Here is a 25,293-nt window from a genome sequence, read left to right as displayed (position 1 = left end):
TCATCATGGTCGACCTCAAGCAAGGGCAACTGCCCGTCATCCACGACCTGCGGGATTTCGACGCGCACAGCGGCAGCCTGCTGGAGCGCCTGGTGTTCAACCACCGGCTCCTCTTCGTCAGCCTGATCGCCCTGGTCACGCTGCTGCTCGGCTGGATGGCGGTGACGCGCCTGGAGATCAAACCCAGCTTCGAGAAGATGATCCCGCAGAGCCATCCGTACATCCGCAACTACCTGGACAACCGCGGCGCGCTGCGCGGGCTGGGCAATTCCGTGCGGGTGGTGGTGGAAAGCGCCCACGGCGACATCTTCGAGCCCGCCTACCTGGAGACGCTCAAGCAGATCAACGACCAGCTGTTCCTCAGCCCCGGCGTCGACCGCGCCTGGATGAAGTCACTGTGGTCGCCGGCGGTGCGCTGGACCGAAGTCACCGAGGAGGGCTTCCAGGGCGGCCCGGTCATGCCCGACGGCTATGCCGGCGACGCGGCGGGCATCGCCGGGCTGCGGCAGAACATCGCCCGCGCCGGCATCGTCGGCAGCCTGGTGGCCAACGACTTCCGTTCGAGCATGCTGGTGGTGCCGCTGCTGGAGCATGACTCGGCCACCGGCAAGGGCATCGACTACCGGCAGTTCTCCCACGAGCTGGAGGCGCTGCGCCTGAAGTACGAGTACCAGGGTGACCAGCGCGCCTTCGACGCCGGCGAGCCGGGCAAGGGCGCCGTGCGCATCCACGTGATCGGCTTCGCCAAGCTGGTGGGCGACCTGATCGACGGGCTGCTGCGAGTGATGCTGTTCTTCGCCCTGGCGGTGGCTTCGGCCTTCGCCATCATCCTGCTCTACACCCGCTGCCTGCGCAGCAGCCTGCTGGTGATCTTCTGCTCGCTGCTGGCGGTGGTCTGGCAACTGGGGCTGATCGCCTGGCTGGGCTACGCCCTGGACCCGTACTCGATCCTGGTGCCGTTCCTGATCTTCGCCATCGGCGTGTCCCACGCCACGCAGAAGATGAACGGCATCATGCAGGACATCGGCCGCGGCACCCACCGCCTGGTGGCGGCGCGCAACACCTTCCGCCGCCTGTTCCTCGCCGGCGTCAGCGCGCTGCTGTGCGACGCCGTGGGCTTCGGCGTGCTCATGCTGATCGACATCCCGGTGATCAAGGCGCTGGCGATCACCGCGAGCATCGGCGTGGCGGTGCTGGTCTTCACCTCGCTGCTGATGATGCCGGTGGCGCTGTCGTTCATCGGCGTCAGCCCGCGCGCCGCCGCCCGCGCCCTGCGCGAGGAACGGCAGGAGGCCCGCGAACAGGGCCTGGGCCGGCTGTGGAGCCTGCTCGACCATTTCACCGAACGCCGCTGGGCCAGCATCGCCCTGGCCTGCGCCGCGCTGATCGGCGCCGGCAGTTTCGCGGTCAGCCAGCACCTGCAGATCGGCGACCTCGACGCCGGCGCGCCCGAACTGCGCGCCGACTCGCGCTACAACCGCGACAACGCCTACATCACCAGCCACTACGCGCTGTCCAGCGACCTGTTCGCGGTGATGGTGAAGACCCCCGCCGAAGGCTGCCTGAACTACCGCACGCTGATCCTCGCCGACCGCCTGGGCTGGGCCTTGCAGCAGCACCCCGGGGTGCAGGCGACGGTGTCGCTGGCCGACGCGGTGCGGCAGATCACCGCCGGCACCTACGAGGGCAACCCCAAGTTCGCCAGCCTGCAGCGCAACCAGGACGTGCTCAACTACGCGGCCCAGCAGGCCTCGGTGAACACCCCGGAGCTGTTCAACACCGAGTGCTCGGTGATGCCGGTGATCGCCTTCCTGAGGGACCACAAGGCGAAGACCCTGGAAGAGGTGACGGCGATAGCCGAAGACTTCGCCAAGGCCAACGGCACGCCGGAGCGCCAGTTCCTCCTCGCCGCCGGCAGCGCCGGCATCGAGGCGGCGACCAACAGCGTGGTGCGCCAGGCCAACCACAGCATGCTGCTGTACATCTACGCGGCGGTCAGCCTGTTCTGCCTGATCACCTTCCGCAGCTGGCGCGCGACCCTGGTGGCCATGCTGCCGCTGGTGCTGACCTCCATGCTCTGCGAGGCGCTGATGGTGTTCCTCGGCATCGGCGTGAAGGTGGCGACGCTGCCGGTGATCGCCCTGGGCGTGGGCATAGGCGTGGACTACGCGCTGTACCTGCTCAGCGTGCAGCTGCAACTGCAGCGCGCCGGCTTCCCGCTGGCGCTGGCCTACCGCCAGGCGGTGATCTTCACCGGCAAGGTGGTGGCGCTGGTGGGCGTGACCCTGGCCGCCGGCGTGGTGACCTGGGCCTGGTCGCCGATCAAGTTCCAGGCCGACATGGGCATCCTGCTGACCTTCATGTTCCTCTGGAACATGCTCGGCGCGCTGCTGCTGATCCCGGCGCTGTCGCACTTCCTGCTGAACGGGCGGCGGTTGTGAGATGGGCGAAGTTCCCGAGTCCAGGCGTACCAGGATGACTCCGGCTGCGTCGAAGCGCTTTTCGCAGGATGGGTTGAGCTTGCGAAACCCATCGGACCCTGGCGATGGGTATCGCTTCGCTCAACACCATCCTACGGGCTGGTGATGGGGTGTGAGGATGGTGCCCGACTTCGACGCCGCTCAGGACAGCCCCCTCTCCCTCTGGGAGAGGGCTGGGGTGAGGGTGCTCTTCCGCCACCACCCCAACCTCAGTAACGAGGCAGGGACTGCACCCGCGGATCGATCTGCTGGCGGGGAATCTGTTGCCGGGTGTCGCGATCGATGCTGCTGCGCGGCTGCCCGGGATCGCAGCTCTGGCTGCTGCAACCGGCGCCGGCCAGGGCGAGCAGGGTGGTGAGCAAGGCAATGATGGTGCGTCCCATGGCGGCTCCTCCTTCGCGGGGTGGTTCATTCAGCAAACACGGGAATCCCGGTGGCCGCGAGGGCGGGCGACGAGCGGAGGCGGGCGATGCGACGAACTACAGAGGCAAGGGCGCGCCCGGCGTTCCGCCAGAAGGCCCGCTCCAGACGCCCTGGCAAGCCCCCGCGCAACGGCCGGGGCCCGCCGGCAAACCGCCAGGGATCGACCATACTCAGCCAGGACGTTCCACGCACGGGAAAGGCGCCGTCCGCACGGCGCCAGGGCAGCGCAGGGAGGGCCTCATGGCCAAATCCAGGAAAGACAGGAAACAGGCGAAGGACGACACCACGCAGCGGCTCGACCGCAAGACCTACGAAGCCGAACTGAGGAAGCTGCACGTCGAACTGGTGAAGCTCCAGGAATGGGTGGTGGCCAAGGGCCTGAAGGTCTGCGTGGTCTTCGAGGGCCGCGACGGCGCCGGCAAGGGCGGCACCATCAAGGCCATCACCGAGCGCGTCAGCCCGCGGGTGTTCCGCGTGGTGGCGCTGCCGGCGCCCACCGAGCGGGAGAAGACGCAGATCTACGCCCAGCGCTACCTCACGCACCTGCCCTCGGCCGGCGAAGTGGTGATCTTCGACCGCAGCTGGTACAACCGCGCCGGCGTCGAGCGGGTCATGGGCTTCTGCACCGAGGACCAGGCGCGCAAGTTCCTCGCCGTGACGCCGCTGTTCGAGAAGATGATGGTCGAGTCCGGGATCATCCTGCTCAAGTACTGGCTGGAAGTCAGCGCCGAGGAGCAGACGCGCCGCCTGCAGGATCGCATCAACGACGGCCGCAAGCTGTGGAAGCTGTCGCCCATGGACCTGAAGTCCTACAGCCGCTGGGACGACTACACCCGCGCCCGCGACGAAATGTTCGCCGCCTCGGACTCCTCCTGGGCCCCCTGGTTCATGGCGCGCTCCGAGGACAAGCGGCGCGCGCGGCTGAACATCATCAGCCACCTGCTGGAGCAGATCCCCTACAAGGACATCACCCGCAAGGAGGTCGTCGAGCTGCCCAAGCGCGGGCGGATCGGCAAGTACAAGGCCGCTGCCTATCCGTTCCGAATGGTAGGAGAACGTTTCTGAGCCCCGACCCGCCTGCGGCGCACCGGAGCGCGAGCAGGCGGCGCGATCTACCACCCATCCCCCCATCACGGCGCCCGGTGAACTCATTGCGCCGTTGCGCTGTCTGTCTGCTGTCGGCCCCCCGGGCGGCGGGCCCGGGCCCGCGCCAGCCGGGTGATTGCGCCGCGCCGATAGCAAGATCGTAGCCGCCCCGGAGCATCTGCCTGGCCGGCTTTTTACCGCGCCCGCTCGCCGGGGTTCGTTTATCGCCATGTGAAGATTGCCCATGTCCCTATCCCGTCATTTCCCCGCCTCCGTATCCCTTCCCACCCGCGCCCTGGGGGCCTGCCTGCTGGGTGGCCTGCTGGCGGCCGGCGCCGCGGCGCAGGCCGAGGAGGGCGCCGGCAATGCGCGCTGGGTGAGCGACAGCCTGACGACCTACGTGCGCAGCGGCCCCACCGACGGCTACCGCATCGTCGGCACCCTGACCTCGGGGCAGAAGGTCGAGCTGCTGAACACCCAGGGCGACTACAGCCAGGTGCGCGGCGAGAGCGGCAACAGCGTATGGATTCCCAACCGCGACCTGCAGGACAAGCCCGGCCAGGCCGAGCGCCTGCCGCAGCTGGAACAGAAGGTGAGCGAGCTGAGCGCTGAACTGGCGGGCATCAACGACAGCTGGAAGAGCCGCGTGCAGGGCATGCAGGAAACCCTGGACTCGCGCAAGAAACTCATCGACGAACTGCAGGCGGCCCGCGCCGGCCTCGACGACGAACTCACCAAGGCCCGCTCCGAACTGCGCGCGGCGCAGGCGCAGCTGGGCGACGAGAACAAGCAGGTGCTGATGCGCTACATGGCCTACGGCGGCAGCATCGCCGGCGCCGGGCTGCTGGTCGGGCTGATCCTGCCCACCCTGCTGCGGGTCCGGCGCAAGCGCAACGATCAGTGGATCTGAGGTGCTTGTCGCGGTGGGATTAGTGGTGCCTTGGTTCAGCGAAGGCGCCCAGTCCAGACTCCGCACCCTCACCCCAGCCCTCTCCCGGTGTATGGACCGGAGACATGGTGAACAGGTGTTCGGAGACATGGCGAACACATCATGCTGAGGCATCGAAACGCATGAGGAGCGTGAGATGCCCTGGCAGGAGGTGTCCAAAATGCAGGTACGCGAGGAATTCGTTGCCTTGGCCAGCACGCCGGGTGCCAACCTCCGCCAGCTTTGCCGGCGCTTCGGAATCAGTCCGAATACCGGTTACAAATGGCTGAAGCGAGGTCAGGCGGGCGAGGGGCTGGAGGATCGCTCACGACGTCCAAAGCGCTCTCCGGGCCGTTCGCCGGAAGATCTCGAAGCGCACGTCGTGGCTCTGCGCCAGGAGCATCCGAGCTGGGGCGCACGCAAGTTGCGGCAGCTCTTGCTCAATCAGGGGGTGGATGCTCCAGCGGTAAGCACTGTGCATGCGATCCTGCTCCGCCATGGCTGCATTCAACCGGAGGCTGGCGAGCGCTGCCAGCCGTGGCAACGCTTCGAACATGTTGCCCCGAACGATCTGTGGCAGATGGACTTCAAGGGGCACTTTCCCCTCGCCAAAGGGCGTTGCTATCCCCTGACGATCCTTGATGACCACTCCCGCTATGCCCTATGCCTACAGGGTTGTAGCGATGAGCGACGGGAAACCGTGCAGGCCCACCTCATCGCGACCTTCAGGCGCTATGGGCTACCGCGGCGTATGACCATGGACAATGGCAGCCCCTGGGGTGATACCGAAGCCCATTACACGGCCCTGGAGGTCTGGTTGATGCGCCAGGGTATCCGGACCAGCCACTCCAGCCCTTACCACCCGCAAACCCAAGGCAAGGACGAGCGCTTCCACCGCACGCTCAAGGTCGAATTGCTGCAAGGACGAGTTTTTGATGACTTGATCCACGCCCAGGCGGCGTTTGATCGTTGGCGCGGGCTTTACAATCAGCAGCGTCCGCACCAGGCACTGGACATGCAGGTTCCGCAACAGCGTTATCAACCGAGCCCGCTTGAATATCAGGAGCATCCACCCGCTCCGCAGTACGATGAGCTGGACCTGGTGCGCAAGGTCCAGGGCAAAGGTGAAATTTACTGTCAGGGGCGGCCGTACCAGGTAGGCAAGGCATTCATCGGTGAGTCGGTCGCGATACGGCCGACTACCGAAGAGGGACAGTACAACGTGTACTGGAGCACGCACCGTATTGCCAGGATCGACCTGCGCGAGCAGCTATGCATCGCTGGCAAACGGCTTCCCTAATCTGTTCACCTTGTCTCCGAACAGGTGTCTACCATGTCTCCGGTCCATACACCCGGAGGGAGAGGGGGCCGTTCGGCGTGGGCGGCGAGTTCGGAGCCATCCTGAGCGCGTAGGGCGTATAACCGTTCGCGGTTATACGCCGTTGGCCGTGCCACCGGGGTGTCCGGCGTGGCCGGTGAATCCAATCGCGGACAAAGTCCGCTCCTACGCCCACGCTCCCCTGTAACCGTAGGAGCGGACTCCGTCCGCGATTCGGCGGATAACGCCGTACGGATTTCCAGAGAAACATCCGCAGTCCTGCGGGCTACAGGGACGTACGCTCGTGGGGGACGCCTAGTTCGGGCCTCCGTAGCGGGGGAATTCGCGAGGGTAGCCCGACTCTGTCGGGCCCGTATTCGGGGCAAGCCTTTTTGGTTCCTTTTTGCGGGGGTGGCCTTCCACCAAGCCAAGGCAACTGGTTTTCCGCGTTCGCGAGAATGACGAGATTAAGACCGTCGTAGAGGACGGAGCTTGGAGAGAGGGTGAACCCTGAGTCATTGGACCAGGCCCAGTAAAGTGAAACGACCCACCGTCGTCTAGGCTATCTCCAAGCCCTGCCGGCCTCCCGCCGGCACGCGTGGCCGACCCTGCGCAGGTGTTTTCCACGGGCCGCGGCCAGCAACCCGAGGAGGTGCTTCCGTGAAAAACGCCGTCGCTTTCATCGGCAGGTGCGTGCTGGCAGGCCTGCTGGTCATCCTGCCGATCTACCTGGCCCTGCTGCTCCTGCTCAAGGGCATCGCCTCGGCCGGCCAACTGGTCCGGCCCTTCACCCAGCTGCTGCCGGAGAGCCTGCCGGCCCAGCAGATATTGTCCGCGCTGCTCGTGCTGGTGATCTGCTTCGCCATTGGCCTCGCCGTGCGCACCCGCCTGGGAAGGCTGGCCCGTGGCCGGCTGGAGCGCTCGGTGTTCGAAAGGATTCCGGGCTACGAACTGCTGCGCAGCCTGACCCTGCAGGTGGCCGGCGAGAAGAACGACGGCATCTGGAAGCCGGCCCTGGTGGAAATCGAAGAGGCCCTGGTACCCGGCTTCATCATCGAGGCCTTCGAGGACGGCCGCTACACCGTGTTCGTGCCCTCGGTGCCGACGCCCTTCGCCGGCGCCGTGTACGTGCTGGATGCGCATCGCGTGCACCCGGTCGACGTGCCCTTCACCGAGGCGGTGAAGGTCATCACCAAATGGGGCTCCGGCGCCCGCGGCCTGGTGCAGGCCATGGAGGCGGCCCGTGGCCGGGAGCCGCCGCCCGGCGGCGGTTCCGCCTGACCGGCCGCCCGTCTCAGCGCCGGAAGTCGTCGGGCCCGTGGCGTTCGGGCACTTGCTCGTGGGCCTCGCCCCAGGTCCGGTTGACCTTGACCCCACGCTGCACGGCGGGGCGCTTGCCGATTTCGTCCGTCCAGCGGCGCACGTGGGTGTAGGTCTCGACGTCGAGGAACTCGGCGGCGGCATAGACCTGGTTGTTCATCAGCGCGCCGTACCAGGGCCAGATCGCCATGTCGGCGATGCTGTATTCGCTGCCGGCGACGTAGCGGTTGCTCGCCAGTTGCCGGTCGAGCACGTCCAGCTGGCGCTTGACCTCCATGGCGTAACGGTTGATGGGGTACTCGAACTTTTCCGGCGCGTAGGCGTAGAAGTGGCCGAAGCCGCCACCCAGGAAGGGGGCGCTGCCGACCTGCCAGAACAGCCAGTTCAGGGTTTCGGTGCGCCCGGCGATGTCGCCGGGGATGAAACGCCCGAACTTCTCGGCCAGGTAGAGCAGGATCGAGCCGGACTCGAAGACGCGCAGCGCGGGCTCCAGACCGGTATCCAGCAGGGCGGGGATCTTGGAGTTCGGGTTGACCTCGACGAAGCCGCTGCCGAACTGCTCGCCCTGGCTGATGCTGATGGGCCAGGCATCGTATTGCGCGCCCTCCAGGCCCAGTTCCAGCAGCTCTTCGAGCAGGATGGTCACCTTGACGCCATTGGGCGTGGCCAGCGAATACAGCTGCAGCGGATGCTTGCCGCGCGGCAGGGGCTTGTCGTGGGTGGCCCCGGCGACCGGACGGTTGATGCCGGCGAAGGCGCCGCCATTGTCCTTGTCCCAGGTCCAGACGCGCGGTGGGGTGTAGGTTTCGTTCGGCATGTCGATCCTCGCCTTGGACGGAGTTTGTCGGTCGCCACGCGCTCGGTTCTGTCGTGGCCGCTAAAGCCCTTCAGAAAACCCTGTCAGCCGCCTGATGTCCAGCCTCTCGTTGTAACGGGCGGGGCGGCCTCCGGCAACCTGGTCGGCGACCAGGGCCAGCCGTTAGCGGATATAGCTGCCGCCGTTCAGGTCCAGCGTCGCGCCGCTCAGGGACGGCAGCGAGGGCCGCAGGGCGAAGGCCACCAGTTCGGCCACTTCGTCCGGCTCGGCCATTTCGCCGATGGGGATTTCGGCGACCGCCGCGGCCTTGCCGTGCCTGGCGATGAAGTCTTCGGCCATGTCGGTGCGCACCCAGCCGGGGGCGATGGCCACCGCCGCCACGCCGTCCTGGCCGAAGCTGCGGGCGATGGATTTGGTGAGGTTGATCAGCGCCGCCTTGGTCGCGCCGTAGGGCATGGCGTCGGCGGCATAGCCACGTTGCCCGGCGCGGCTGGCGAGGTTGACGATGCGCCCGCCGCCGAGGGCGCGGAAATGGCGCAGGGCTTCCTTGCACAGCGTGGCGGCGGAGAAGAAGTTGACCTGGAATTCCCGTTGCCAGGCTGCCGTCCAGGCCGCTTCGTCGGCATCGATGGAGATTTCCGTGCGGATGCCGGCGTTGTTGACCAGGCCGTGCACCCGCCCGGCCAGGGCCTGGGCCTCGCGCCACAGCTGGAAGGGCCCCTGCGCGTCCGACAGGTCGGCCTGGACCAGCCAGCCCTCGCCGCCGACAGCGGCGAGCAGCGCCTCGGCGCCGGCCCGGTCGCGGCCGAAATGGATGATCGGCCGGGCGCCTTCCTGCGCCAGGCGGCGGACGATGGCCGCGCCGATCTGGCCGGAGCCGCCGGTGACCAGAATGTTTTGCCCGCACAGCGGTTTCGCGGAAGACATCCCTTGCTCCTGTGTCGGTTGAAGTTCAGGCCAGGCTCATTTTCGCCGTCAGGTTCTGCTGCATGTATTCCAGGAAGCGGCGCTGGAACAGCATGGTGTGCTCGTGGGCGGCCTTTTCGGCGGCTTCCGCGTCGCGGGCGGCGATGGCTTCGATGATTTCCTCGTGGTCGCGGCCCAGGCGGGCGGTGCCGGCCGAGCTGACGATGTAGTCGAAGTGCAGGTGCAGCAGGCGCTGGCCTTCGCCCAGCAGGCGTTCGTAGTAGCTGACGAAGTAGGGGTTGCGCCCGGCCTCGGCGATGGCCATGTGGAAGGCCTTGTTCAGCTCGGACATCGCCTGGAAGTCGCCGGATTCCACCGCCGCCATGTAGGCCGCGTCGGCCTTGCGGATCGCCTGCAGGTCCTCGTCGCTGCGCTGGAGCGCGGCCAGGCGGGTGACCGCCCGCTGGATGAGGTCCAGCGCGGCCACGTAGTTGGGGAACTCCTCGATCTCGAAGGGGGTGACCAGGGTGGTGCGGTTGGGCAGGATGGTGACCAGGCCTTCGCTGGTCAGCCGGGCCAGGGCATCGCGCACCGGCGAGCGCGACAGGCCGAACTGCGCCGCCAGGGAGACCTCGTCCAGCTGCACGCCGGGCTTGAGCTTGAGGGTGAGGATCTGCTTGCGCAGCTCCTCGTAGATATAGCGCCCGCCATGGCGGCGCCCGGGGCTTTCCACTTCTTCTTCTTTGGCCATCATCAGGTCTCGGTGTGCGCGGGCTGTGTCATACAGACCAGCCCGCCATCTTAGCGTGGCCGCGTTCAGCGCGGAAACGCCGGGCCCCAGGTGTCGCTGAGCATGAAGCCCGCGGCCAGCGGGTCGTCCGGGTCGACGCCGATCTGCTGGATGCCGTACAGCCAGGCGCGGCCTTCCACCCGCGGCAGCACCGCCGGCTTGCCGGCCACGTCCGTGGTGCCGAGCAGTTCCACCTGGAACTCGCCGCCGATGGTGGAGCGCGACACCAGGCGCTCGCCGGGCCGCACCAGGCCGCGCGCGCTCAGCGTGGCGAGGTTGGCCGAGCTGCCGGTGCCGCAGGGCGAGCGGTCGACGCGCCCCGGCGGCAGGGTGGTGCAGGTCTGGTAGGTGCGCGCGTCCAGGCGGTTGCGGAACATCACGTAGGCCACCTCGTCGATCTGCGGGTACAGCGGGTGCCGCACGCGCACCTGCTGGTTGATCAGGCCGCGCAGCTTCACGCCGGCATCGGCCAGCTCGCGGGCGTTCTCCGGGGCGATGGCGAGGCCAACCTGCTCGACGTCGATCAGCGCGTAGTACACGCCGCCGAAGGCGATGTCGGCCTTCAGCGGGCCGAACTCGCCGCCGTCGATCGGCACGTCCAGTTGCTCGACGAAGGCCGGCACCATGTCCAGCGACACGCCCAGGCAGCGCCCGTCGGCGCAGCGCGCGCGGGCGGTGACCAGGCCGGCGGGGGTGTCCAGCACCACGGTGGTTTCCGGCTCCTGCATCGGCAGCATGCCCAGCTCCAGCAGCGCGGTGACCACGCAGATGCAGTTGCTGCCCGACATCGGGTGGGCCTTGTCCGCCTGCAGCACGATGAAGGCGGCGTCGGCTTCCGGGCGCGTCGGCGGCAGCAGCAGGTTCACCGACATCTGCAGGCAGCCGCGCGGCTCCATGACCACCAGGCGGCGCAGGCTGTCGTCGACCTCGTTGATGTAGTTCATCTTGTCCAGCAGGGTCTCGCCGGGGATGCCCAGCACCCCGCCGGTGATGACCTTGCCGATCTCGCCTTCGCAGTGCACGTCGGCCAGTTGCAGCGTCTTCTTCCAGCGCATCAGTCGCACCTCACTTGATGTACCAGCCCCAGGGCTGCTCGCTGTCGTAGCGGGTGATCTGCTTGGTTTCCAGGTAGTTGTTCAGGCCCCATTCGCCCAGCTCGCGGCCGATGCCGCTGTGCTTGTAGCCGCCCCAGGGCGCCTCGCTGAAGGTCGGTTGCGAGCAGTTGATCCACACGATGCCGGCACGGAACCGCCGGGCGACGCGCTCGCAGCGCGGCAGGTCGCGGGACATCACCGCGGCGCCCAGGCCGAAGCGCGAAGCGTTGGCCGAGCGCACGGCTTCGTCCTCGCTGTCGAACGGGCGCACGCAGACCACCGGGCCGAAGATTTCCTCGTTCCAGATCCAGGCGTCTTCGGGCACGTCGGCGAACACCGTCGGCTGCACGTAATAACCCTTGTCCAGGCCGGCCGGGCGTTCGCCGCCGCAGACCAGCCGCGCGCCTTCTTCCTGGCCGCGGGCGATGGCCTGCAGCACCTTGTCGTACTGCGCCTTGTTGACCAGCGGGCCGAGCAGCACGCCTTCGCGCAGGCCGTTGCCGATGGTGATCTTCCGCGCCTCTTCGGCCAGGCGCGCCAGCAGCGGTTCGTACAGCGCCCGCTGCACCAGCACGCGGGAGGTGGCCGAGCAGACTTCGCCCTGGTTCCAGAAGATGCCGAAGAGGATCCACTCCACGGCGGCCTCGATGTCGCTGTCGGCGAAGATCACGAAGGGCGACTTGCCGCCCAGCTCCAGGCTGATGTTTTTGATGTCGCGGGCGGCGGCCTGCATGATCCGGCTGCCGGTGGGCACGCTGCCGGTGAAGGCCAGCTTGTCCACGCCCGGGTGCTCGGCCAGCGGCGCGCCGGCGTCGGCGCCCAGGCCGGTCACCACGTTGAGCACGCCCGCCGGCAGGCCGGCTTCATGGGCGATCTGGGCCAGGTGCAGGGCGGTCAGCGGCGTCAATTCCGAGGGCTTGAGCACCATGGCGCAGCCGGCGGCCAGGGCCGGGGCGACCTTCCAGGCGGCCATCAGCATGGGGAAGTTCCAGGGGATGATGGCGCCGGCCACGCCCACCGGCTCCTTGCGCGCCACCGAGCTGAAGCGCTCGTCGGCCAGGGCGATTTCCTGCTCCTGGCCGGCGTCGAGCTTTTCCGCCAGCCCGGCGTAGAAGTCGAAGCAGCCGGCGGTGTCGCCGATGTCCCACAGCGCCTCGGGCAGCGGCTTGCCGTTGTCGCGCACTTCCAGTTCGGCCAGTTCCTGCTGGCGGCCGCGGATGCCTTCGGCGATACGCCGCAGCACGGCGGCGCGCCCGGCCCCGCTCATGCGCGGCCAGGGGCCTTCGTCGAAGGCCCGGCGGGCGGCGCGCACCGCGGCGTCCACGTCCTCGGCGGTGGCGGCGGCCACCCGGGCGAGGAGGGTTTCGTCGCTGGGGTCGAAGGTGTCGAAGCTGCCGCCCTGGGCGGGGGCGAGCCATTGGCCGTCGATGTAGAGCTGCTGGTAGTTCATGCGGTTCCTCCGATGAAGGCGAAGCGGCGAGCGCTGAAGGGGCTGAGGTTCTGGGCCGGGCGGCGGCCGGCGGCGAGGTCGGCGACCAGGCGGCCGGTGGTGGCGCCCAGGGTGAGGCCGAGCTGGCCGTGGCCGAAGGCCATGAGTACGTTGCCCAGGCGCGGCGAGCGGTCGATCACCGGCTTGGTGTCGGGCAGGAAGGGGCGGTAGCCGACGCCGAACTCGACCTTGGCGGTGTCGAGCTGCGGCAGCACGCGGCGGGCCTTTTCCAGGATGATCTCGGCGCGCCGGAAGTTGGGTTCGGCGTTGGGGCCGGCGAACTCGATGGTGCCGCCGATCTGCAGGCCGCGGGTCATGGGGGCGAAGCAGAAGCCGCCGTCGGCGTAGATCACCGAATGGCGGATGTCCACGCCCGGGGTGGGCAGCACCGCCTGGTAGCCGGCGATGCCGGCCAGCGGGATGCTCACCCCGAGCTGCTCGAAGAACTGCCGCGAGCCGGTGCCGGCGGCCACCACCACCAGTTGGGCGGGGTAGCGGCTGCCGTCGGCCAGGGTGACGCCGGCGGCGCGCTCGGCGCTTTCGTCGATGTGCTTCACCCGCTCGCGCACGCGGATGCCGCCCTGGGCGACGAAGCTTTCGGTGAGGGCGGCGATGAAGCCTTCGGTGTCGTTCACCGCGCGCCAGTCGGGGAACAGCAGGCCGTGCTGGAACTTGCCGGCCAGGGCCGGTTCGAGGTCGCCGATGGCGGCGCCGTCGAGTTCCTCGGACTGGAAGCCCAGCGACTTGCGCAGCTCCAGGTGCGGGCGCTCGTGGACCAGGGCGGCGGGCGAGTCGAACACCTCGATGATCGGCCGCTGGCCGAGCAGGCTCTTGTCCGCGCAGGCGTCGAGCAGCGGCGCGTAGTCCTCGTAGACGTGGTGGGTGAGGCGCGCCATGTCGCGGGCGATCTCGGCGATCTTCGAATGCCGCGCGCAGGCGACGAAGCGCAGGAACCACGGCAGGATGCCCGGCAGCGCGCTGGGGCGCAGGGCCAGCGGGCCCCGCTGGTCGAGCAGCCAGCCGGGCACCTTCATCAGGATGCCCGGCTTGGACAGCGGGATGACCTCGCTCACCGCCATCTGCCCGCAGCTCCATTTCGCCGTGCTGTCGCCCGGCGCGGCCGGGTCCACCAGGGTCACGCGGTAGCCTTCGCGCTGCAGGTACAGGGCGCAGCAGACACCGACGATGCCGCCACCGACGACGATGGCGTTTTGCGAAGCGGCTTGCGGATCGTTCATTTCACGGTCTCTTCCGGGCTGCGGTGGTCGGTGAAGTCTTCCAGGCTGAAACCCTGCCAGTAGGGCTGGGCCCTGTCGACGTAATGTTCGGCGCGGCCGGTGATGCAGGCCCGGCCCTCGATGCTCGGGCGCACCGCCGGCGTGCCGTCGGCCAGGGCCAGGACTTCCTCGACGCGGCCGTCGAAGCGGCTGCCGATCAGGCTTTCATGGCGGAACACGGCGTCGCGCGCCAGCAGGCCGCGGGCATGGCGCTGGGCCACCCGGGCCGAGGTGCCGGTGCCGCAGGGCGAGCGGTCGATCAGGCTGTCGCCGGCAATCACTACGCTGCGCCCATCGGCGTCGGCTGCCAAGGGGCGGCCGGCCCACATGCAGTGCTTCACGCCGCGGATGCTGGCGTCCTCGGGGTGCGCCACGGCGAACTCGCGGTTCACCAGCGCCTGCACTTCGCGCCCCCAGGCCAGCAATTGCTGCGGGGTGAAGTGCTCGCAGCCGGGGTAGTTCGGCTGCGGCTCGATGATCGGGTAGAAGTTGCCGCCGTAGGCGATGTCCAGGCGCAGCTCGCCGAGGGCCGGCAGCCGGATGCTCAGGTCGCGGTGCAGGAGGAAGCTCGGCACGTTGGTGAAGCGCACGCCGCCGACCTTGCCGTCCTGCATGCGGTATTGCGCGCTGACGCGCCCGGCGGGGACGTCGACGATCACCGTGCCCGGCGTCTTCGGCCGGACCAGGCCGGATTCAAGGGCGAAGGTGATCGAGCCGAGGGTGGCGTGGCCGCACATGGGCAGGCAGCCGGAGGTCTCGATGAACAGCAGCGCGAGGTCGGCGTCCTCGCTCACGGGCGGGTAGAGCAGGGTGCCCGACATGTGCGCGTGGCCGCGCGGTTCGAGCATCAGCGCCCGGCGGATCCAGTCGTGCTCGGCCAGGAAGTGCTGGCGCCTTTCGCTCATGCTGGCGCCGTGCAGCTCGGGGGCGCCGTCGATGACCATGCGCACGGGCATGCCTTCGGTATGGCCTTCGATGCAGGTGAAACTCTGTCGGCTCATGGGGTGCGTCCTCCAGGGGACGCCGCTGCCGGGGCGGGCAGCGGCGTCCATGCGCTCAGCGCTGGGAAGCCTCGAATACCTTGCGGAATTCGGCCTTTTCTTCGTCGGTCAGCGGCAGCAGCGGGGCGCGCGCGTTGCCGGCGCTGAAGCCGGCCAGCTCGCAGCCGTACTTCACCTTCTGCACGAACTTGCCGCTTTCCAGGCTGGCCATCACCGGGAACAGGCTGCGCATCACGTCCTGGGCGCCGGCCAGGTCGCCGGAGGCGAACTTGCGGTAGAAGTCGGTCACCTGGTCGGGGAAGCAGTTGGCCGGGCCGCAGATCCAGCTGCTGGCGCCCCAGAGGAAGAAGTCCAGGGCCTGGTCGTCGGAGCCGCAGGACAGCTGCACCTTGTCCTTGTAGCTGGTGCCGATCTCGATGGCGCGCAGCAGGTTGCCGCTGCTTTCCTTGATGGCGATGACCCGCGGGTGCTCGGCCAGCGCCTGGACCACGCCCATGCCGACCTCGACGTTGGTGCGCACCGGGTAGTTGTAGAGCACCAGGTTGATTTCCGGGAAGGTCTCCAGGATGGTCCGGTAGTGCGCCAGCAGTTCTTCCTGGGACGGCAGCGCGTAGTAGGGCGGGGCGATCAGCAGGTTGGTGTAGCCGGCTTCCACGGTCTGCTTGACCTGCTCCAGCACCTCGCGGGTGCAGGAGCCGTTGGCGCCGGCGATCAGGGTGCCGCGCTCGCCGACCACTTCCTTGACCGTGGCCAGGACCTGGCGGCGCTCCTCGTTGGTGAGCGCGTAGTACTCGCCGGTCGAGCCCAGCGGGACGAAGCCGCTGACACCGGCCTTGAGCTGGTATTCGAGGATCGAGGCCAGGGTGTCGTGGTCGACCGCGCCGGACTTGTCGAAGGGCGTGACGAGGGCGGGCAGGATGCCAGTGAGTTGCATGGTGGATCTCCGCATCGGTGGTGGGGGGTTAGTAGGCGTAGCGCCTGAGCATCCGGGCTTCGATCACGCCGACCAGGCGGGTCAGCGGGAAAGCCACGAGGAAGTAGATGACCGCGACGGCGGAGAGGAACTCGACCGGCCGCGCGGTGCTGTTGGAGATGTTCTGGCCGACGAACATCAGGTCGGCGACGCCGACGGAGGAGATCAGCGCGCTCTCCTTGAACAGGCTGACGACGTTCGACAGCAGCGGCGGCACCGCGCGCAGCAGCGCCTGCGGGAACACCACGTAGAGCACCTTCACCCGCGGCGTCAGGCCCAGCGCGGTGCAGGCGTCGTGCTGCTCGCCGGCGATGGACTTGAGCGCGCCGCGGAAGGTCTCGCTGGTGATGGCCGCCATGTACAGCGTCAGCGAGATCACCACCGAGACGTAGGGCGGGATGTCCAGGCCGAACACCACCGGGAAGCAGAAGAACACCCAGAACAGCTGGATCAGCAGCGGCGTGCCGCGGAAGAACTCGACGAACAGCGTCACCGGCAGCTTCAGCAGGCGGCTGCGCACGTTGCGCAGCAGGGCCAGGACGAAGCCGGCCAGGCTGCCGATGAGGGCGCAGCCGAGGGTGAAGGCGAGGGTCAGGGCCAGGCCCTTGAGCAGCACCTGCCAGTAGGAGAAGACGACGGAAAAATCGAGGCTCATGGCGGTTTCCTCAGCGCTGCGTCGCCAGGTCCTGGCGCCGCTCCAGGTACTGCACCAGCTGGCCGATGGGCAGCGACAGGGCGAAGTAGACGAGGGCGATCAGGGTGTAGGTTTCCAGGGGGCGGTAGGCCTCGGTGGCCAGGCTCTTGCCGACGTACATCAGGTCGGACACCGCGACTATCGCCACCAGGGCGCTCTGCTGCAGGCTGCCGATGCCGTTGGTCATCAGCACCGGCACCGCGCTGCGCAGGGCCTGTGGCAGCACAACGTAGAGCGTGCGCTGCCAGGGCTTCAGGCCCAGGGCGACGCAGGCGTCCAGGTGCTCGCGCGGCACCGCCTGCACGCCGGCGCGGTAGGCCTCGGCGTTGAACGCGGTGAGGTTCAGGCCCAGGGCCAGGAAGCCCATGGCGATGGGGTCGATGAACACGTTGAAGAGCATCGGCACGCAGTAGAAGAACCAGACGATCTGCAGCAGCGCCGGGGTGCAGCGGAAGAACTCGATGAACAGCTGCGCCGGCCAGCGGACGAAGAACCAGCGGCTGAGGGTCATCAGGCATAGGCCGAAGCCGCAGACCAGGCCGATCAGGTTCGACACCAGGGCCAGCTCCAGGGTGACCTTCAGGCCGCCGAGCAGCGCCGGCAGGCTGCCGCTCAAGAAATGGAAGTCGAATTGGTAATTCATGGCGCCGCCCTCAATCCAGGTGCACGACCTTTTCCAGGAACTCGCGGGTGCGGGCTTCCCTGGGTTGGCTGAAGATCTGCTCGGGCGGGCCCTGCTCGACCACCTTGCCGTTGGCGCAGAACACCACGCGGGTGGCGATGTGGCGGGCGAAGTGCATGTCGTGGGTGACGATGATCATCGCCATCTTCTGCTCGGCCAGTTGCAGCATCACGTTCTGCACCTCGATGACCATCTCCGGGTCCAGCGCCGAGGTGACTTCGTCGAACAGCATCAGCTTGGGTTCGAGCATCAGCGCGCGGGCGATGGCCACGCGCTGCTTCTGGCCGCCGGAGAGCTGGCTGGGGTAGGCGTGCAGCTTGCTCTCCAGGCCCAGGCGGGCGAGGTAGGCGCGGGCCTTCTCCGTGGCCGCGGCCCGGGACAGGCCATGGACCTTGCACGGGGCGAGAATCAGGTTGCCCAGCACCGACAGGTGCGGGAACAGCGTGTAGTGCTGGAAGACCATGCCGATCTGCGTGCGCAGCGCCTCGTTCAGCGGCTTGCCGCGGCGCTGGCCGCCGCTGATGTAGGGCTGGCCCTGGAAGGCGATGCTGCCGCCCTGGATGCCCTCCAGGCCCATCAGCACCCGCAGCAGCGAGCTCTTGCCGCTGCCGGACGGGCCGATGATGACCAGGCGGTCGTCGGCGCGCATGTCCAGGTCCATGTCGTCCATCACCACCAGCTGTTCGCCGTAGGCCTTGCACACGCCTCGGAGCTGGATGAAGTCGCCGCCGGCGGTGGAATCCGGGGCGAACGGAGCCTGTGGCTGGGCAGCCACCAAACGCGGGGTATTCATGAGCGGTGTTCTCCGCGGGGGCCGCCGTTGCGCGGCCCCCGGTGTCGGCAGGAGTTACTTGGCGGCGGTCTTGGCGTTGACTTCGGCGGAGGCCTTGTCGACCAGGCGGTCGATCTCGCCGGTCTCGCGGCGCTGGGTCACGTAGATGTTCAGCACCTGCAGGTCCGCCGCGGAGATGTCGCGGCGCATGCCGAAGGCCACGCCCTGCTTGGCCAGGGCCGGCTTGGGCAGGACTTCCCTGGCCCAGTCGTTGGCCATGGCGAACAGGTGGTTGGTGTCGCTGGCGTCGACCAGCACGTCGGCGCGCCGCGACATCAGCGCCAGGCGCGTTTCGTCCATGCCCGGCAGGCGCATGACGGTGCCCTGCTTGAGCACAGAGGAAATCGCCTTGTCCTGGGCGGTGCCGGACATCACCGCGAAGGTCACGCCGGGCTTGTCGTAGTCGGCGATGGCGTTGCCGGCGCCGCTGAACTTGGGGTTCTCCTTGTTCACCACCAGCGACACCTGGTAGTCGGTGGCCGGCGCCGAGAAGGCTACCGCCAGGGCGCGCTCGGGCGTCTGGTTGAGGGCCATGGCCAGGTCCCACTTGCCGCTCTGCAGGCCGGCGACGAGGTTGTCCCAGTTGGTGTCGACGAACTCCACCTTGACCTTCAGCACCTTCTCGCCGAAGTCGCGGCACAGGTCGACGAAGTAGCCGCTGTACTGGCCGCTGCTGGCGTCACGCATCACATAGGGCGCGGCGACCGCCGCGCCGCAGCGCAATACGCCGGCCTTCTGCACGCCCTGCCACATGGACGTATCGGCGGCCTGGGACGGGGTCTGGGTGAGCAGCGCGCCGACGGCGGCCGCGCAGGCGAGGGCCTTGCGGATGGAGCGGGGGAACATACGAGCCATTTTGACCTCTCCGTAAATTTGTTTTTGTAGGCAGAAGGCAAACAACTTTCATCGCTGTGTGGTGTGTTGTACGCTTTGATGTGTGCAGCGATGTATTCAGCGTATGGGCGATGGGCAAAACCTGTCAACAGAGGTCGCGGGCTTTTTCTTCAGCGAATGACCGACCGGTCGGCTGCGTCGGCCGGGCACAGGGCGCAATGGTCGGTCGCGTCAGGCCGCCAAGCGGCCGCCGACGCGCGCCGGAGACGGGCTGGGGCGCTGGGGAAAGGGATTGAAGGGGGAGGGCTTGCGTGAGGTTTTTGAAACCTGAAGGTGAGAAAAAGCGTACTCAACCAATCTATCGGGGCGAGGTGAGCGGCACGGGGCGGCTGGGCCGCCGCCCCGGCTGGCCTAGAGCACCAGCTCGGCGGAAATGTCCGCCGCGGTCTCCCGCAACAGGCCCAGGTAGCGGCCTTCCGCGCTGGGCGTGGCCAGCACCGCCTCCGGGCCGGACAGGTTGATGGCGGCCACCACCTGGCCGCTGCGGTCGCGGATGGCGGTGGCGATGGCGGTGGAGTAGTCCGAGCGGTGCAGCACCCAGCCGCGTTCGCGGTCCTCGGCGATGGTGTGTTGCAGTTCCAGCAGGGTGCGCGGCGCCGGCGGCGGGTAGTCGTCCAGGCGCACCTGCTGGTAGAGCTGGGCCAGGCCGTCCTCGTCCAGGGCGGTGAGCAGCACCCGGCCCAGGGCGGTGACGTGGCAGGGCAGGCGGGTGCCCACCGGGATGTTCACCGTCAGCCGCTGCGGGGCGAAGGCGCGGTAGATGTACAGGCTGTCGGTCTGCTCGCGGATGCTCAGGTGGCACGACAGCGAGGTGCTGTCGCGCAGGGCGTTGAGGTGCGGCAGGGCGATTTCCACGATGTCGCGGCTGCTCAGGTAGGCGAAGCCGTCGGAGATCACCCGCGCGCCCAGTTCGTACTGGTTGCGCTCCAGGCGGTTCAGGTAGCCCATGTCCTGCAGCGTCTGGACGATGCGGTAGAGCGCCGAGGGGCTCACCCCCAGGCGCTCGGCCATCTCGTTCATGCCCAGGCTGCGTTGGCGGGCGTTGAACAGCCCGAGCAGGTTCAGGCCGCGTTCCAGGGCCGGCACGCGGTAGTCGCTTTCACTCATGGGGCCTCCACGGCGGCGCCCGTCGCGGGGCGCCGCCGGCCGGTCAGTCGAGCAGGGCGTCGATGCCCACCGGGCGGCCGTCGAACTCGGCCATGGCGTCGAGCAGCGCTTCCCAGAAGTACTGTACCGAGGCGCGGTCGCAGAGGATCTGCAGGTTGGGCAGGTCGTCGTCGCTGGCGTTGATGACGATGACGTTGAGCCGCGCCGCCGAGGTCTGCGCCACCGCGCCGGGGCCGAAGGCCGCCGGGCGCAGGTCGACGCCGCAGAGCTTGGCCATCACCTGCGCGTAGTGCTCGCCGCTCAGTTGCAGCCAGGCGTGGCTGTCCTGGCGCGGCAGCAGGTAGTTGGCGCTGTCGTCCAGCTGCCAGGCGGCCTCTTCGGCGGCGACGCGCGCGCCGCCGTCGTGGAGGCTGCCCAGCAGCAGGTACTCGGTCTGCGACAGGCGCGCCACCAGGCCGCCGTCGGCCTGGCGCAGGGCGCGGTTGGGCGCCTCGGGCAGGGCGTAGCCGCGGGCTTGCAGGTAGGCGGCGGCGTCGGCCCCGCGCAAACCGGCGCGGGGCAGGTTGCTCAGGTCGATCAGCGCGCAGCTGCGCAACTGCGCGTGCTCTTCCTGCTCGCCGTAGCGCGCGACTATGGCGGCGCGGCCCAGGGCGGCCAGGCGCGCGCCGCGGTGCAGCGGGTACAGCGGGCTGCGTTCGATGAAGTCTTCGGCTTTCAGGCTGGACATGGCTCAGAGCTCCTGGCGCAGGTTCTGCGGGTCGTAGAAGGGCAGTTGGACGACGGTGGCGCGCACCATCGCGCCGCCCTCCACGCGGATCGGGATCTGCATCCCCGGGGTGGCCTGGTGGGCGCCGGCGTAGGCCAGGCCGACGATCTGGCCGAGGCTCTGCGAGTACTCGCAGGAGGTGACGTTGCCGCTGATGTCGGCGCCGTCGAGCACCAGGTGGCCCTCCAGCGGCTGGGCGCTGCCCTGGGGCAGGACGAAGCCCACCAGCTTGCGCTTGAGCGGCTGCGCCTCGAGGATTTCGATCGAGCGCTTGCCGACGAAGAACGGCTTCTTGCGGCCGATCGCCCACTGCATGTCGATCTCCGCCGGGTGGGTCATGCCGTCGGTGTCCTGGCCGATGATCACGTGGCCCTTCTCCAGGCGCAGCAGGCGCTGGGTCTCCACGCCGAAGGGGCGGATGCCGTGCTCGGCGCCGGCTTCCATCAGCGCGTCCCACAGGCGCTCGGCGAAGCGCGCCGGCACGTGCACCTCGTAGCCCAGCTCGCCGACGAAGCCCACCCGCAGGATGCGCGCCGGGATGCCGGCGACCTTGCCGCTGCGCACGCCCAGGTAGGGGAAGGCCGCGGCGGACAGGTCGACGTCGTCGCAGAGCTTGGCCAGCACCTGGCGCGACAGCGGGCCGGCCAGGTTCACCGCGGCCAGCGCGGCGGTGACGTTGGCGATGTCCACGTTGAGGCGCCACTGCGCATTCCACTTGAGCATCTGCTGGTAGATGCGGTCGACGCCGCTGGTGGTGGCGGTGACGTAGAAGTGCCGCTCGCCCAGGCGCGCGCACACGCCGTCGTCGATCACCACGCCGTGCTCGTTGGTCATCAGCGCGTAGCGGGTGCGGCCGACCGCCAGCCTGGCGAAGCCGAAGGTGTACAGGCGCTCCAGCAGCTCGGCGGCGTCGGGGCCGCGCACGTCCAGGCCGCCGAGGGTCGAGACGTCGATCAGGCCGACCTGCTCGCGCACGTGGCGGGCTTCTTCCTGCATGCAGCGCTCGCGGTCCTCGGCCTTGCCGTAGAACGCCGGGCGCTGCCAGATGCCGGCGGGCATCATCTTCGCCCCGGCCTCGACATGGCGGCGGTGCATGGGCGTCTGCCGGTAGGGGTCGAAGGCGCGGCCGGCGACGTGGGCGAGCTTCTCCGCCTCGAACGGTGGGCGCGCGGTGGTCACCCCGGTTTCGCCGATGCCGCGGCCGGTGGCCTGGGCCACCAGGCGCGCGGTGGGCAGAGCCGAGTGGCGGCCCTGGGACGGGCCCATGCCGACCGTGGAGAAGCGCTTGACCAGCTGCACGTCGCGGTAGCCGCTGCGGGTGGCGTTGACGATGTCGCGCACCTGCAGGTCCTCGTCGAAGTCGACGAAGTCCTTGCCCTTGGGGTGGGGGAAGATCGGCCAGGGGAAGTTCACCTGCGCCTCGCCGGCGAAGGCGGCCGGCGCCGGCGCGTCCAGGCCCAGCGTGGCGAGGGCCGCGGCGGCGCCACGGGCGCCGTCGGCGAGCACGTTGCCCAGGGCGTGGCGGCCGTTCACCGAGCCGGCGATGTCCAGCCCGGCGGGCAGGCCGCTGATGGCGAACTCGGCGCGCTCCACCTCGTAGGCCAGCTTGCCGCCGGCCTGGCACAACAGCTGGTAGACCGGCATGTAGCCGGCGGACATGCACAGCAGGTCGCAGGCCAACTGTGTGCCTTGCGCGGCGACCTCGCCCTGGCCGGCGATGCGGCGGATGTCGACGCCGCTGACGTGGCGCATGCCGGCCTCGTGCAGGGCCTCGTAGACGGTGCTGCCGACGTGCAGCGGGATGTGCCGGCGCTGCAGCTCGGCGGCCAGCTCGGCGTCGGCCGGCGCGGTGCGCATGTCCACCACCGCGGCCACCTCCACGCCCTGTTCCTGCAGGTCTAGGGCGGCCAGGTAGCCGTCGTCGTTGCCGGTCAGGACCACGGCGCGCTTGCCCGGCTTCACCGCGTAGAGCTTCATCAGCCGCTGCGCGGCGCTGGTCAGCAGCACGCCGGGCAGGTCGTTGTTGCGGAACACCACCGGCTGGTCGAAGGAGCCGGCGGCCACCAGGCAGCGGGTGGCGCGCACCTTGTACATGCGCTTGTGCTGGATGACCGGCAGGTAGTTGTCGGTGAACCAGGCGTTGCAGGTGGCCTGGGTCAGCACCTGGATGTTCGGGTGGCCCTCGACGGCGCCCACCAGCTCGGCGCGCAGCGCGGCGGCGCGGCGGCCGGCGATGTCGAAGCGGGCGTAGTTCAGCGAGCCGCCGAGCACCGGCTGCTGCTCCACCAGCAGCACCCTGGCCCCGGCGTTGGCGGCGTCCAGCGCGGCGCGCAGGCCGGCGGGGCCGGCGCCGATCACCGCCAGGTCGACGAACAGGTAGGCCTTGTCGTAGTACTGCGGCTTGAAGTTCAGGTCGAGCACGCCGAGGCCGGCTTTCTTGCGGATCAGCGGTTCCCACACCTTCCACATGCCCTTGGGCTTGTAGAACGAGCGGTAGTAGAAGCCCACCGGCATGAAGCGCGAGAACTTGCCCAGGTAGGCGTCGCGGTCGTTGTCGAGGCTGCCGGAGAAGTTCTGGCCTTCCACCGCCAGGCCTTCGCGGGCGGGGTGCATGTCGGCCAGCACGTTGGGCTCGTCGGGCAACTGCACCAGGGCGTTGGCGTCCTGCCCGGCGAGGGTCAGCGGGCCGCGCGGGCGGTGGTACTTGAACGAGCGCGAGAGCAGCCAGCGGCCGTTGCCGAGCAGGGCGCTGGCGATGCTGTCGCCCTCGTAGCCCTGGTAGTCGCGGCCGTCGAAGGAGAAGCGCAGCGGCCGCGTGCGGTCGATCAGCAGGCCCATGGGGGCGGGCAGGCGGGTGAGGGCGCTCATTGGGCGGTCTCCTGCGGGGCGAAGTCGATGCGGCGGTCGAAGATTTCCTTCGGGTCGAAGGTGCGGATCACCTGGTCGGTGACGGTGTGGCGCTCGGCCAGGAACCAGTAGCTGGAGGCGTTGTGCAGCCACCACTCGAGCACCACGCCGGCGGCGTTGTCGCTGTTGAACACGTAGTCGGCCCACTCGGCGTCGGAGCAGCCGGCCGGGTCGGGCATGCGCTTGAATTCGCCGCCGTAGGTGAACTCACTGATGTTGCGGGGCCCGTTGAGCGGGCAGGTCATGATCTTCATCTGCGCATCCTCAGTGGCTGGCCGCGGTGGCGCCCATTTCGTTGACCTGCTGGAAGCGGCTGAAGCGCTCCAGGGCGAAGGGCGCGATCAGCTCCGGCACCTGGCCGCCGCTGGCCACAAGCTCGGCCATGGTCTTGCCGCAGATGGGCGTGGCCTTGAAGCCCCAGGTGCCCCAGCCGGCGTCGAGGTAGTAGTTCTCGACCGGCGACAGGCCCATGATCGGGCTGTAGTCGGGGGTCATGTCGGTGATCCCGGCCCACTGGCGCATCAGCTTGGCGTTGGCCATGAAGGGGAACATCTCGATGGCGTGGGCCAGCAGGCTTTCCTTCAGGTCCAGGGTCGAGCGGGTGTTGTACAGCGGGTAGGGGTCGGAGCCGCCGCCGAAGACGATCTCGCCGCGGCTGGTCTGCTGCACGTAGCAGTGCAGCGCCGAGGAGCTCACCAGCGGGTCGAGGAACGGCTTGAACGGCTGGGTGACCATGGCCTGCAGCGGGTAAGTGTGGATGGGCGCGCGGATGCCGGCCTTGGCCATCAGCAGCGAGCTGGCCCCGGCGATGGCCTGGACCACGCAGCCGCACTGCACGGTGCCGCGGTTGGTCTTCACCGCCTCGATGCGGCCGTTGCGCACCACCAGGTCCTGCACTTCTGTGAGTTGGTGGATTTCCACGCCGCGCTTGGCCGCCTGCTTGGCGTAGCCCCAGGCCACGGCGTCGTGGCGCGCGGTGGCGCCGTCGATGTGCCAGAGCCCGGCGATCACCGGCAGGTGCCCGGGGTCGAGGTTGAGCGTGGGCACCAGCTCGCGGATCTGCTGGCGGTCGAGCATCTCGGTGCGCCCGCCGAAGTGCTTGTTCACCTCGGCGCGCTGGCGGAAGGCACGCACCGTGGCGTCGGTGTGGGCCAGGGTCAGCTGGCCGCGCTCGGAGTACATGATGTTGAAGTCGAACTCGTTGGACAGGCCCTGGAACATCCGCACCGATTCGGCGTAGAACTTCACGCCCTCGCTGGTGAGGTAGTTGGAGCGGATCACCGCGGTGTTGCGCGCGGTGTTGCCGCCGCCCAGGTAGGCCTTCTCCAGCACCGCGACGTTGGTCACGCCGTGGTACTTGGCCAGGTAGTAGGCGGTAGCCAGGCCGTGGCCGCCGCCGCCGATGATCACCACGTCGTAGCGCGGCTTCAGCTCGCAGGGCGGCGGCAGGTCGACTTCCACCGGGTAGTCGGCGCTCAGGCCGTATTTCAGGAGGGCGAAAGGCATGCT

At 68.7% G+C, this 25,293-nt stretch carries 23 protein-coding genes; 5 read left to right on the top strand and 18 right to left on the bottom strand.

From position 1 onward, the window contains the following. Positions 1 to 5 precede the first annotated feature (5 nt). Entirely contained in the window at positions 6 to 2,441 is a 2,436-nt protein-coding gene (locus tag ACTWJ5_RS18610) for an efflux RND transporter permease subunit (protein ID WP_444436280.1), read from the top strand. 248 nt (positions 2,442 to 2,689) lie between these two features. Here the strand turns inward: ACTWJ5_RS18610 and ACTWJ5_RS18605 are convergent, their stop codons facing one another. Next, complete coding sequence (locus ACTWJ5_RS18605) at positions 2,690 to 2,863, bottom strand: hypothetical protein (protein ID WP_159458824.1); 174 nt, start codon at positions 2,861 to 2,863, stop codon at positions 2,690 to 2,692. A 280-nt stretch (positions 2,864 to 3,143) separates the two neighbouring features. On the opposite strand from ACTWJ5_RS18605, the gene ppk2 reads away from it, so the two are divergent. From ppk2 to ACTWJ5_RS18585, 4 genes are all read left to right on the top strand, one after another. After that, complete coding sequence (ppk2, locus tag ACTWJ5_RS18600) at positions 3,144 to 3,968, top strand: polyphosphate kinase 2 (protein WP_074978453.1); 825 nt, start codon at positions 3,144 to 3,146, stop codon at positions 3,966 to 3,968. A gap of 265 nt (positions 3,969 to 4,233) precedes the next feature. After that, positions 4,234 to 4,899, top strand: a complete 666-nt coding sequence (locus tag ACTWJ5_RS18595; protein WP_444436279.1) for a TIGR04211 family SH3 domain-containing protein — start codon at positions 4,234 to 4,236, stop codon at positions 4,897 to 4,899. A gap of 175 nt (positions 4,900 to 5,074) precedes the next feature. Continuing rightward, on the top strand, positions 5,075 to 6,217 hold the full coding sequence (locus tag ACTWJ5_RS18590) for an IS481 family transposase (protein WP_444436198.1): 1,143 nt from the start codon (positions 5,075 to 5,077) through the stop codon (positions 6,215 to 6,217). Positions 6,218 to 6,895: 678 nt separating this feature from the next. After that, entirely contained in the window at positions 6,896 to 7,516 is a 621-nt protein-coding gene (locus tag ACTWJ5_RS18585) for a DUF502 domain-containing protein (RefSeq protein ID WP_074978459.1), read from the top strand. A gap of 13 nt (positions 7,517 to 7,529) precedes the next feature. On the opposite strand, the gene yghU is transcribed toward ACTWJ5_RS18585, so the two are convergent. The 17 genes from yghU to ACTWJ5_RS18500 form a co-directional block, all read right to left on the bottom strand. After that, a complete protein-coding gene (yghU, locus tag ACTWJ5_RS18580) occupies positions 7,530 to 8,372 on the bottom strand; it encodes a glutathione-dependent disulfide-bond oxidoreductase (RefSeq protein ID WP_009622595.1) in 843 nt (280 codons plus the stop codon). 162 nt (positions 8,373 to 8,534) lie between these two features. Then, the gene (locus ACTWJ5_RS18575; RefSeq protein ID WP_256511561.1) at positions 8,535 to 9,299 is read right to left on the bottom strand and encodes an SDR family NAD(P)-dependent oxidoreductase; all 765 of its coding nucleotides are present in this window, start codon (positions 9,297 to 9,299) and stop codon (positions 8,535 to 8,537) included. 25 nt (positions 9,300 to 9,324) lie between these two features. Then, the gene (locus tag ACTWJ5_RS18570; RefSeq protein WP_009622591.1) at positions 9,325 to 10,032 is read right to left on the bottom strand and encodes a GntR family transcriptional regulator; all 708 of its coding nucleotides are present in this window, start codon (positions 10,030 to 10,032) and stop codon (positions 9,325 to 9,327) included. A gap of 62 nt (positions 10,033 to 10,094) precedes the next feature. After that, positions 10,095 to 11,123, bottom strand: a complete 1,029-nt coding sequence (locus tag ACTWJ5_RS18565; RefSeq protein WP_444436278.1) for a proline racemase family protein — start codon at positions 11,121 to 11,123, stop codon at positions 10,095 to 10,097. Between the two features lie 10 nt (positions 11,124 to 11,133). Beyond that, positions 11,134 to 12,612: an aldehyde dehydrogenase family protein gene (locus tag ACTWJ5_RS18560; RefSeq protein WP_249916876.1), complete on the bottom strand. Its 1,479-nt coding sequence runs from the start codon at positions 12,610 to 12,612 to the stop codon at positions 11,134 to 11,136. Next, positions 12,609 to 13,889 (bottom strand): NAD(P)/FAD-dependent oxidoreductase, encoded by a 1,281-nt coding sequence (locus tag ACTWJ5_RS18555; RefSeq protein ID WP_444436277.1) that lies wholly within the window; start codon positions 13,887 to 13,889, stop codon positions 12,609 to 12,611. Before ACTWJ5_RS18555 ends, ACTWJ5_RS18560 begins: the two co-directional genes overlap by 4 nt. Then, entirely contained in the window at positions 13,886 to 14,929 is a 1,044-nt protein-coding gene (locus ACTWJ5_RS18550; RefSeq protein WP_116423285.1) for a 4-hydroxyproline epimerase, read from the bottom strand. Before ACTWJ5_RS18550 ends, ACTWJ5_RS18555 begins: the two co-directional genes overlap by 4 nt. 55 nt (positions 14,930 to 14,984) lie before the next feature. Continuing rightward, positions 14,985 to 15,863 (bottom strand): 4-hydroxy-tetrahydrodipicolinate synthase, encoded by an 879-nt coding sequence (gene dapA / locus ACTWJ5_RS18545; RefSeq protein WP_061561925.1) that lies wholly within the window; start codon positions 15,861 to 15,863, stop codon positions 14,985 to 14,987. Positions 15,864 to 15,891: 28 nt separating this feature from the next. Beyond that, positions 15,892 to 16,557, bottom strand: a complete 666-nt coding sequence (locus tag ACTWJ5_RS18540; protein WP_043271778.1) for an amino acid ABC transporter permease — start codon at positions 16,555 to 16,557, stop codon at positions 15,892 to 15,894. Positions 16,558 to 16,567: 10 nt separating this feature from the next. Continuing rightward, positions 16,568 to 17,239, bottom strand: a complete 672-nt coding sequence (locus tag ACTWJ5_RS18535) for an amino acid ABC transporter permease (protein WP_009622578.1) — start codon at positions 17,237 to 17,239, stop codon at positions 16,568 to 16,570. A gap of 10 nt (positions 17,240 to 17,249) precedes the next feature. Then, positions 17,250 to 18,071, bottom strand: coding sequence for an amino acid ABC transporter ATP-binding protein (locus ACTWJ5_RS18530; RefSeq protein WP_253392668.1), 822 nt, complete (start codon positions 18,069 to 18,071; stop codon positions 17,250 to 17,252). A 54-nt stretch (positions 18,072 to 18,125) separates the two neighbouring features. Further along, positions 18,126 to 18,965, bottom strand: coding sequence for a substrate-binding periplasmic protein (locus ACTWJ5_RS18525; RefSeq protein ID WP_043271776.1), 840 nt, complete (start codon positions 18,963 to 18,965; stop codon positions 18,126 to 18,128). A 390-nt stretch (positions 18,966 to 19,355) separates the two neighbouring features. After that, positions 19,356 to 20,111, bottom strand: a complete 756-nt coding sequence (locus ACTWJ5_RS18520) for an IclR family transcriptional regulator (RefSeq protein WP_009622572.1) — start codon at positions 20,109 to 20,111, stop codon at positions 19,356 to 19,358. Between the two features lie 43 nt (positions 20,112 to 20,154). After that, complete coding sequence (locus ACTWJ5_RS18515; RefSeq protein ID WP_245322983.1) at positions 20,155 to 20,838, bottom strand: sarcosine oxidase subunit gamma; 684 nt, start codon at positions 20,836 to 20,838, stop codon at positions 20,155 to 20,157. Between the two features lie 3 nt (positions 20,839 to 20,841). After that, positions 20,842 to 23,745 (bottom strand): 2Fe-2S iron-sulfur cluster-binding protein, encoded by a 2,904-nt coding sequence (locus ACTWJ5_RS18510; RefSeq protein ID WP_444436276.1) that lies wholly within the window; start codon positions 23,743 to 23,745, stop codon positions 20,842 to 20,844. Next, positions 23,742 to 24,038 (bottom strand): sarcosine oxidase subunit delta, encoded by a 297-nt coding sequence (locus tag ACTWJ5_RS18505; protein ID WP_444436275.1) that lies wholly within the window; start codon positions 24,036 to 24,038, stop codon positions 23,742 to 23,744. Before ACTWJ5_RS18505 ends, ACTWJ5_RS18510 begins: the two co-directional genes overlap by 4 nt. A gap of 10 nt (positions 24,039 to 24,048) precedes the next feature. Next, positions 24,049 to 25,290, bottom strand: a complete 1,242-nt coding sequence (locus ACTWJ5_RS18500; protein WP_444436274.1) for an FAD-dependent oxidoreductase — start codon at positions 25,288 to 25,290, stop codon at positions 24,049 to 24,051. Positions 25,291 to 25,293 lie beyond the last annotated feature (3 nt).

The sequence above is a fragment of the Pseudomonas sp. A6 genome, from assembly GCF_052367875.1.
GTDB classification, from domain to species: domain Bacteria; phylum Pseudomonadota; class Gammaproteobacteria; order Pseudomonadales; family Pseudomonadaceae; genus Pseudomonas; species Pseudomonas citronellolis.
This window is presented reverse-complemented; position numbering and strand designations above follow the sequence as displayed.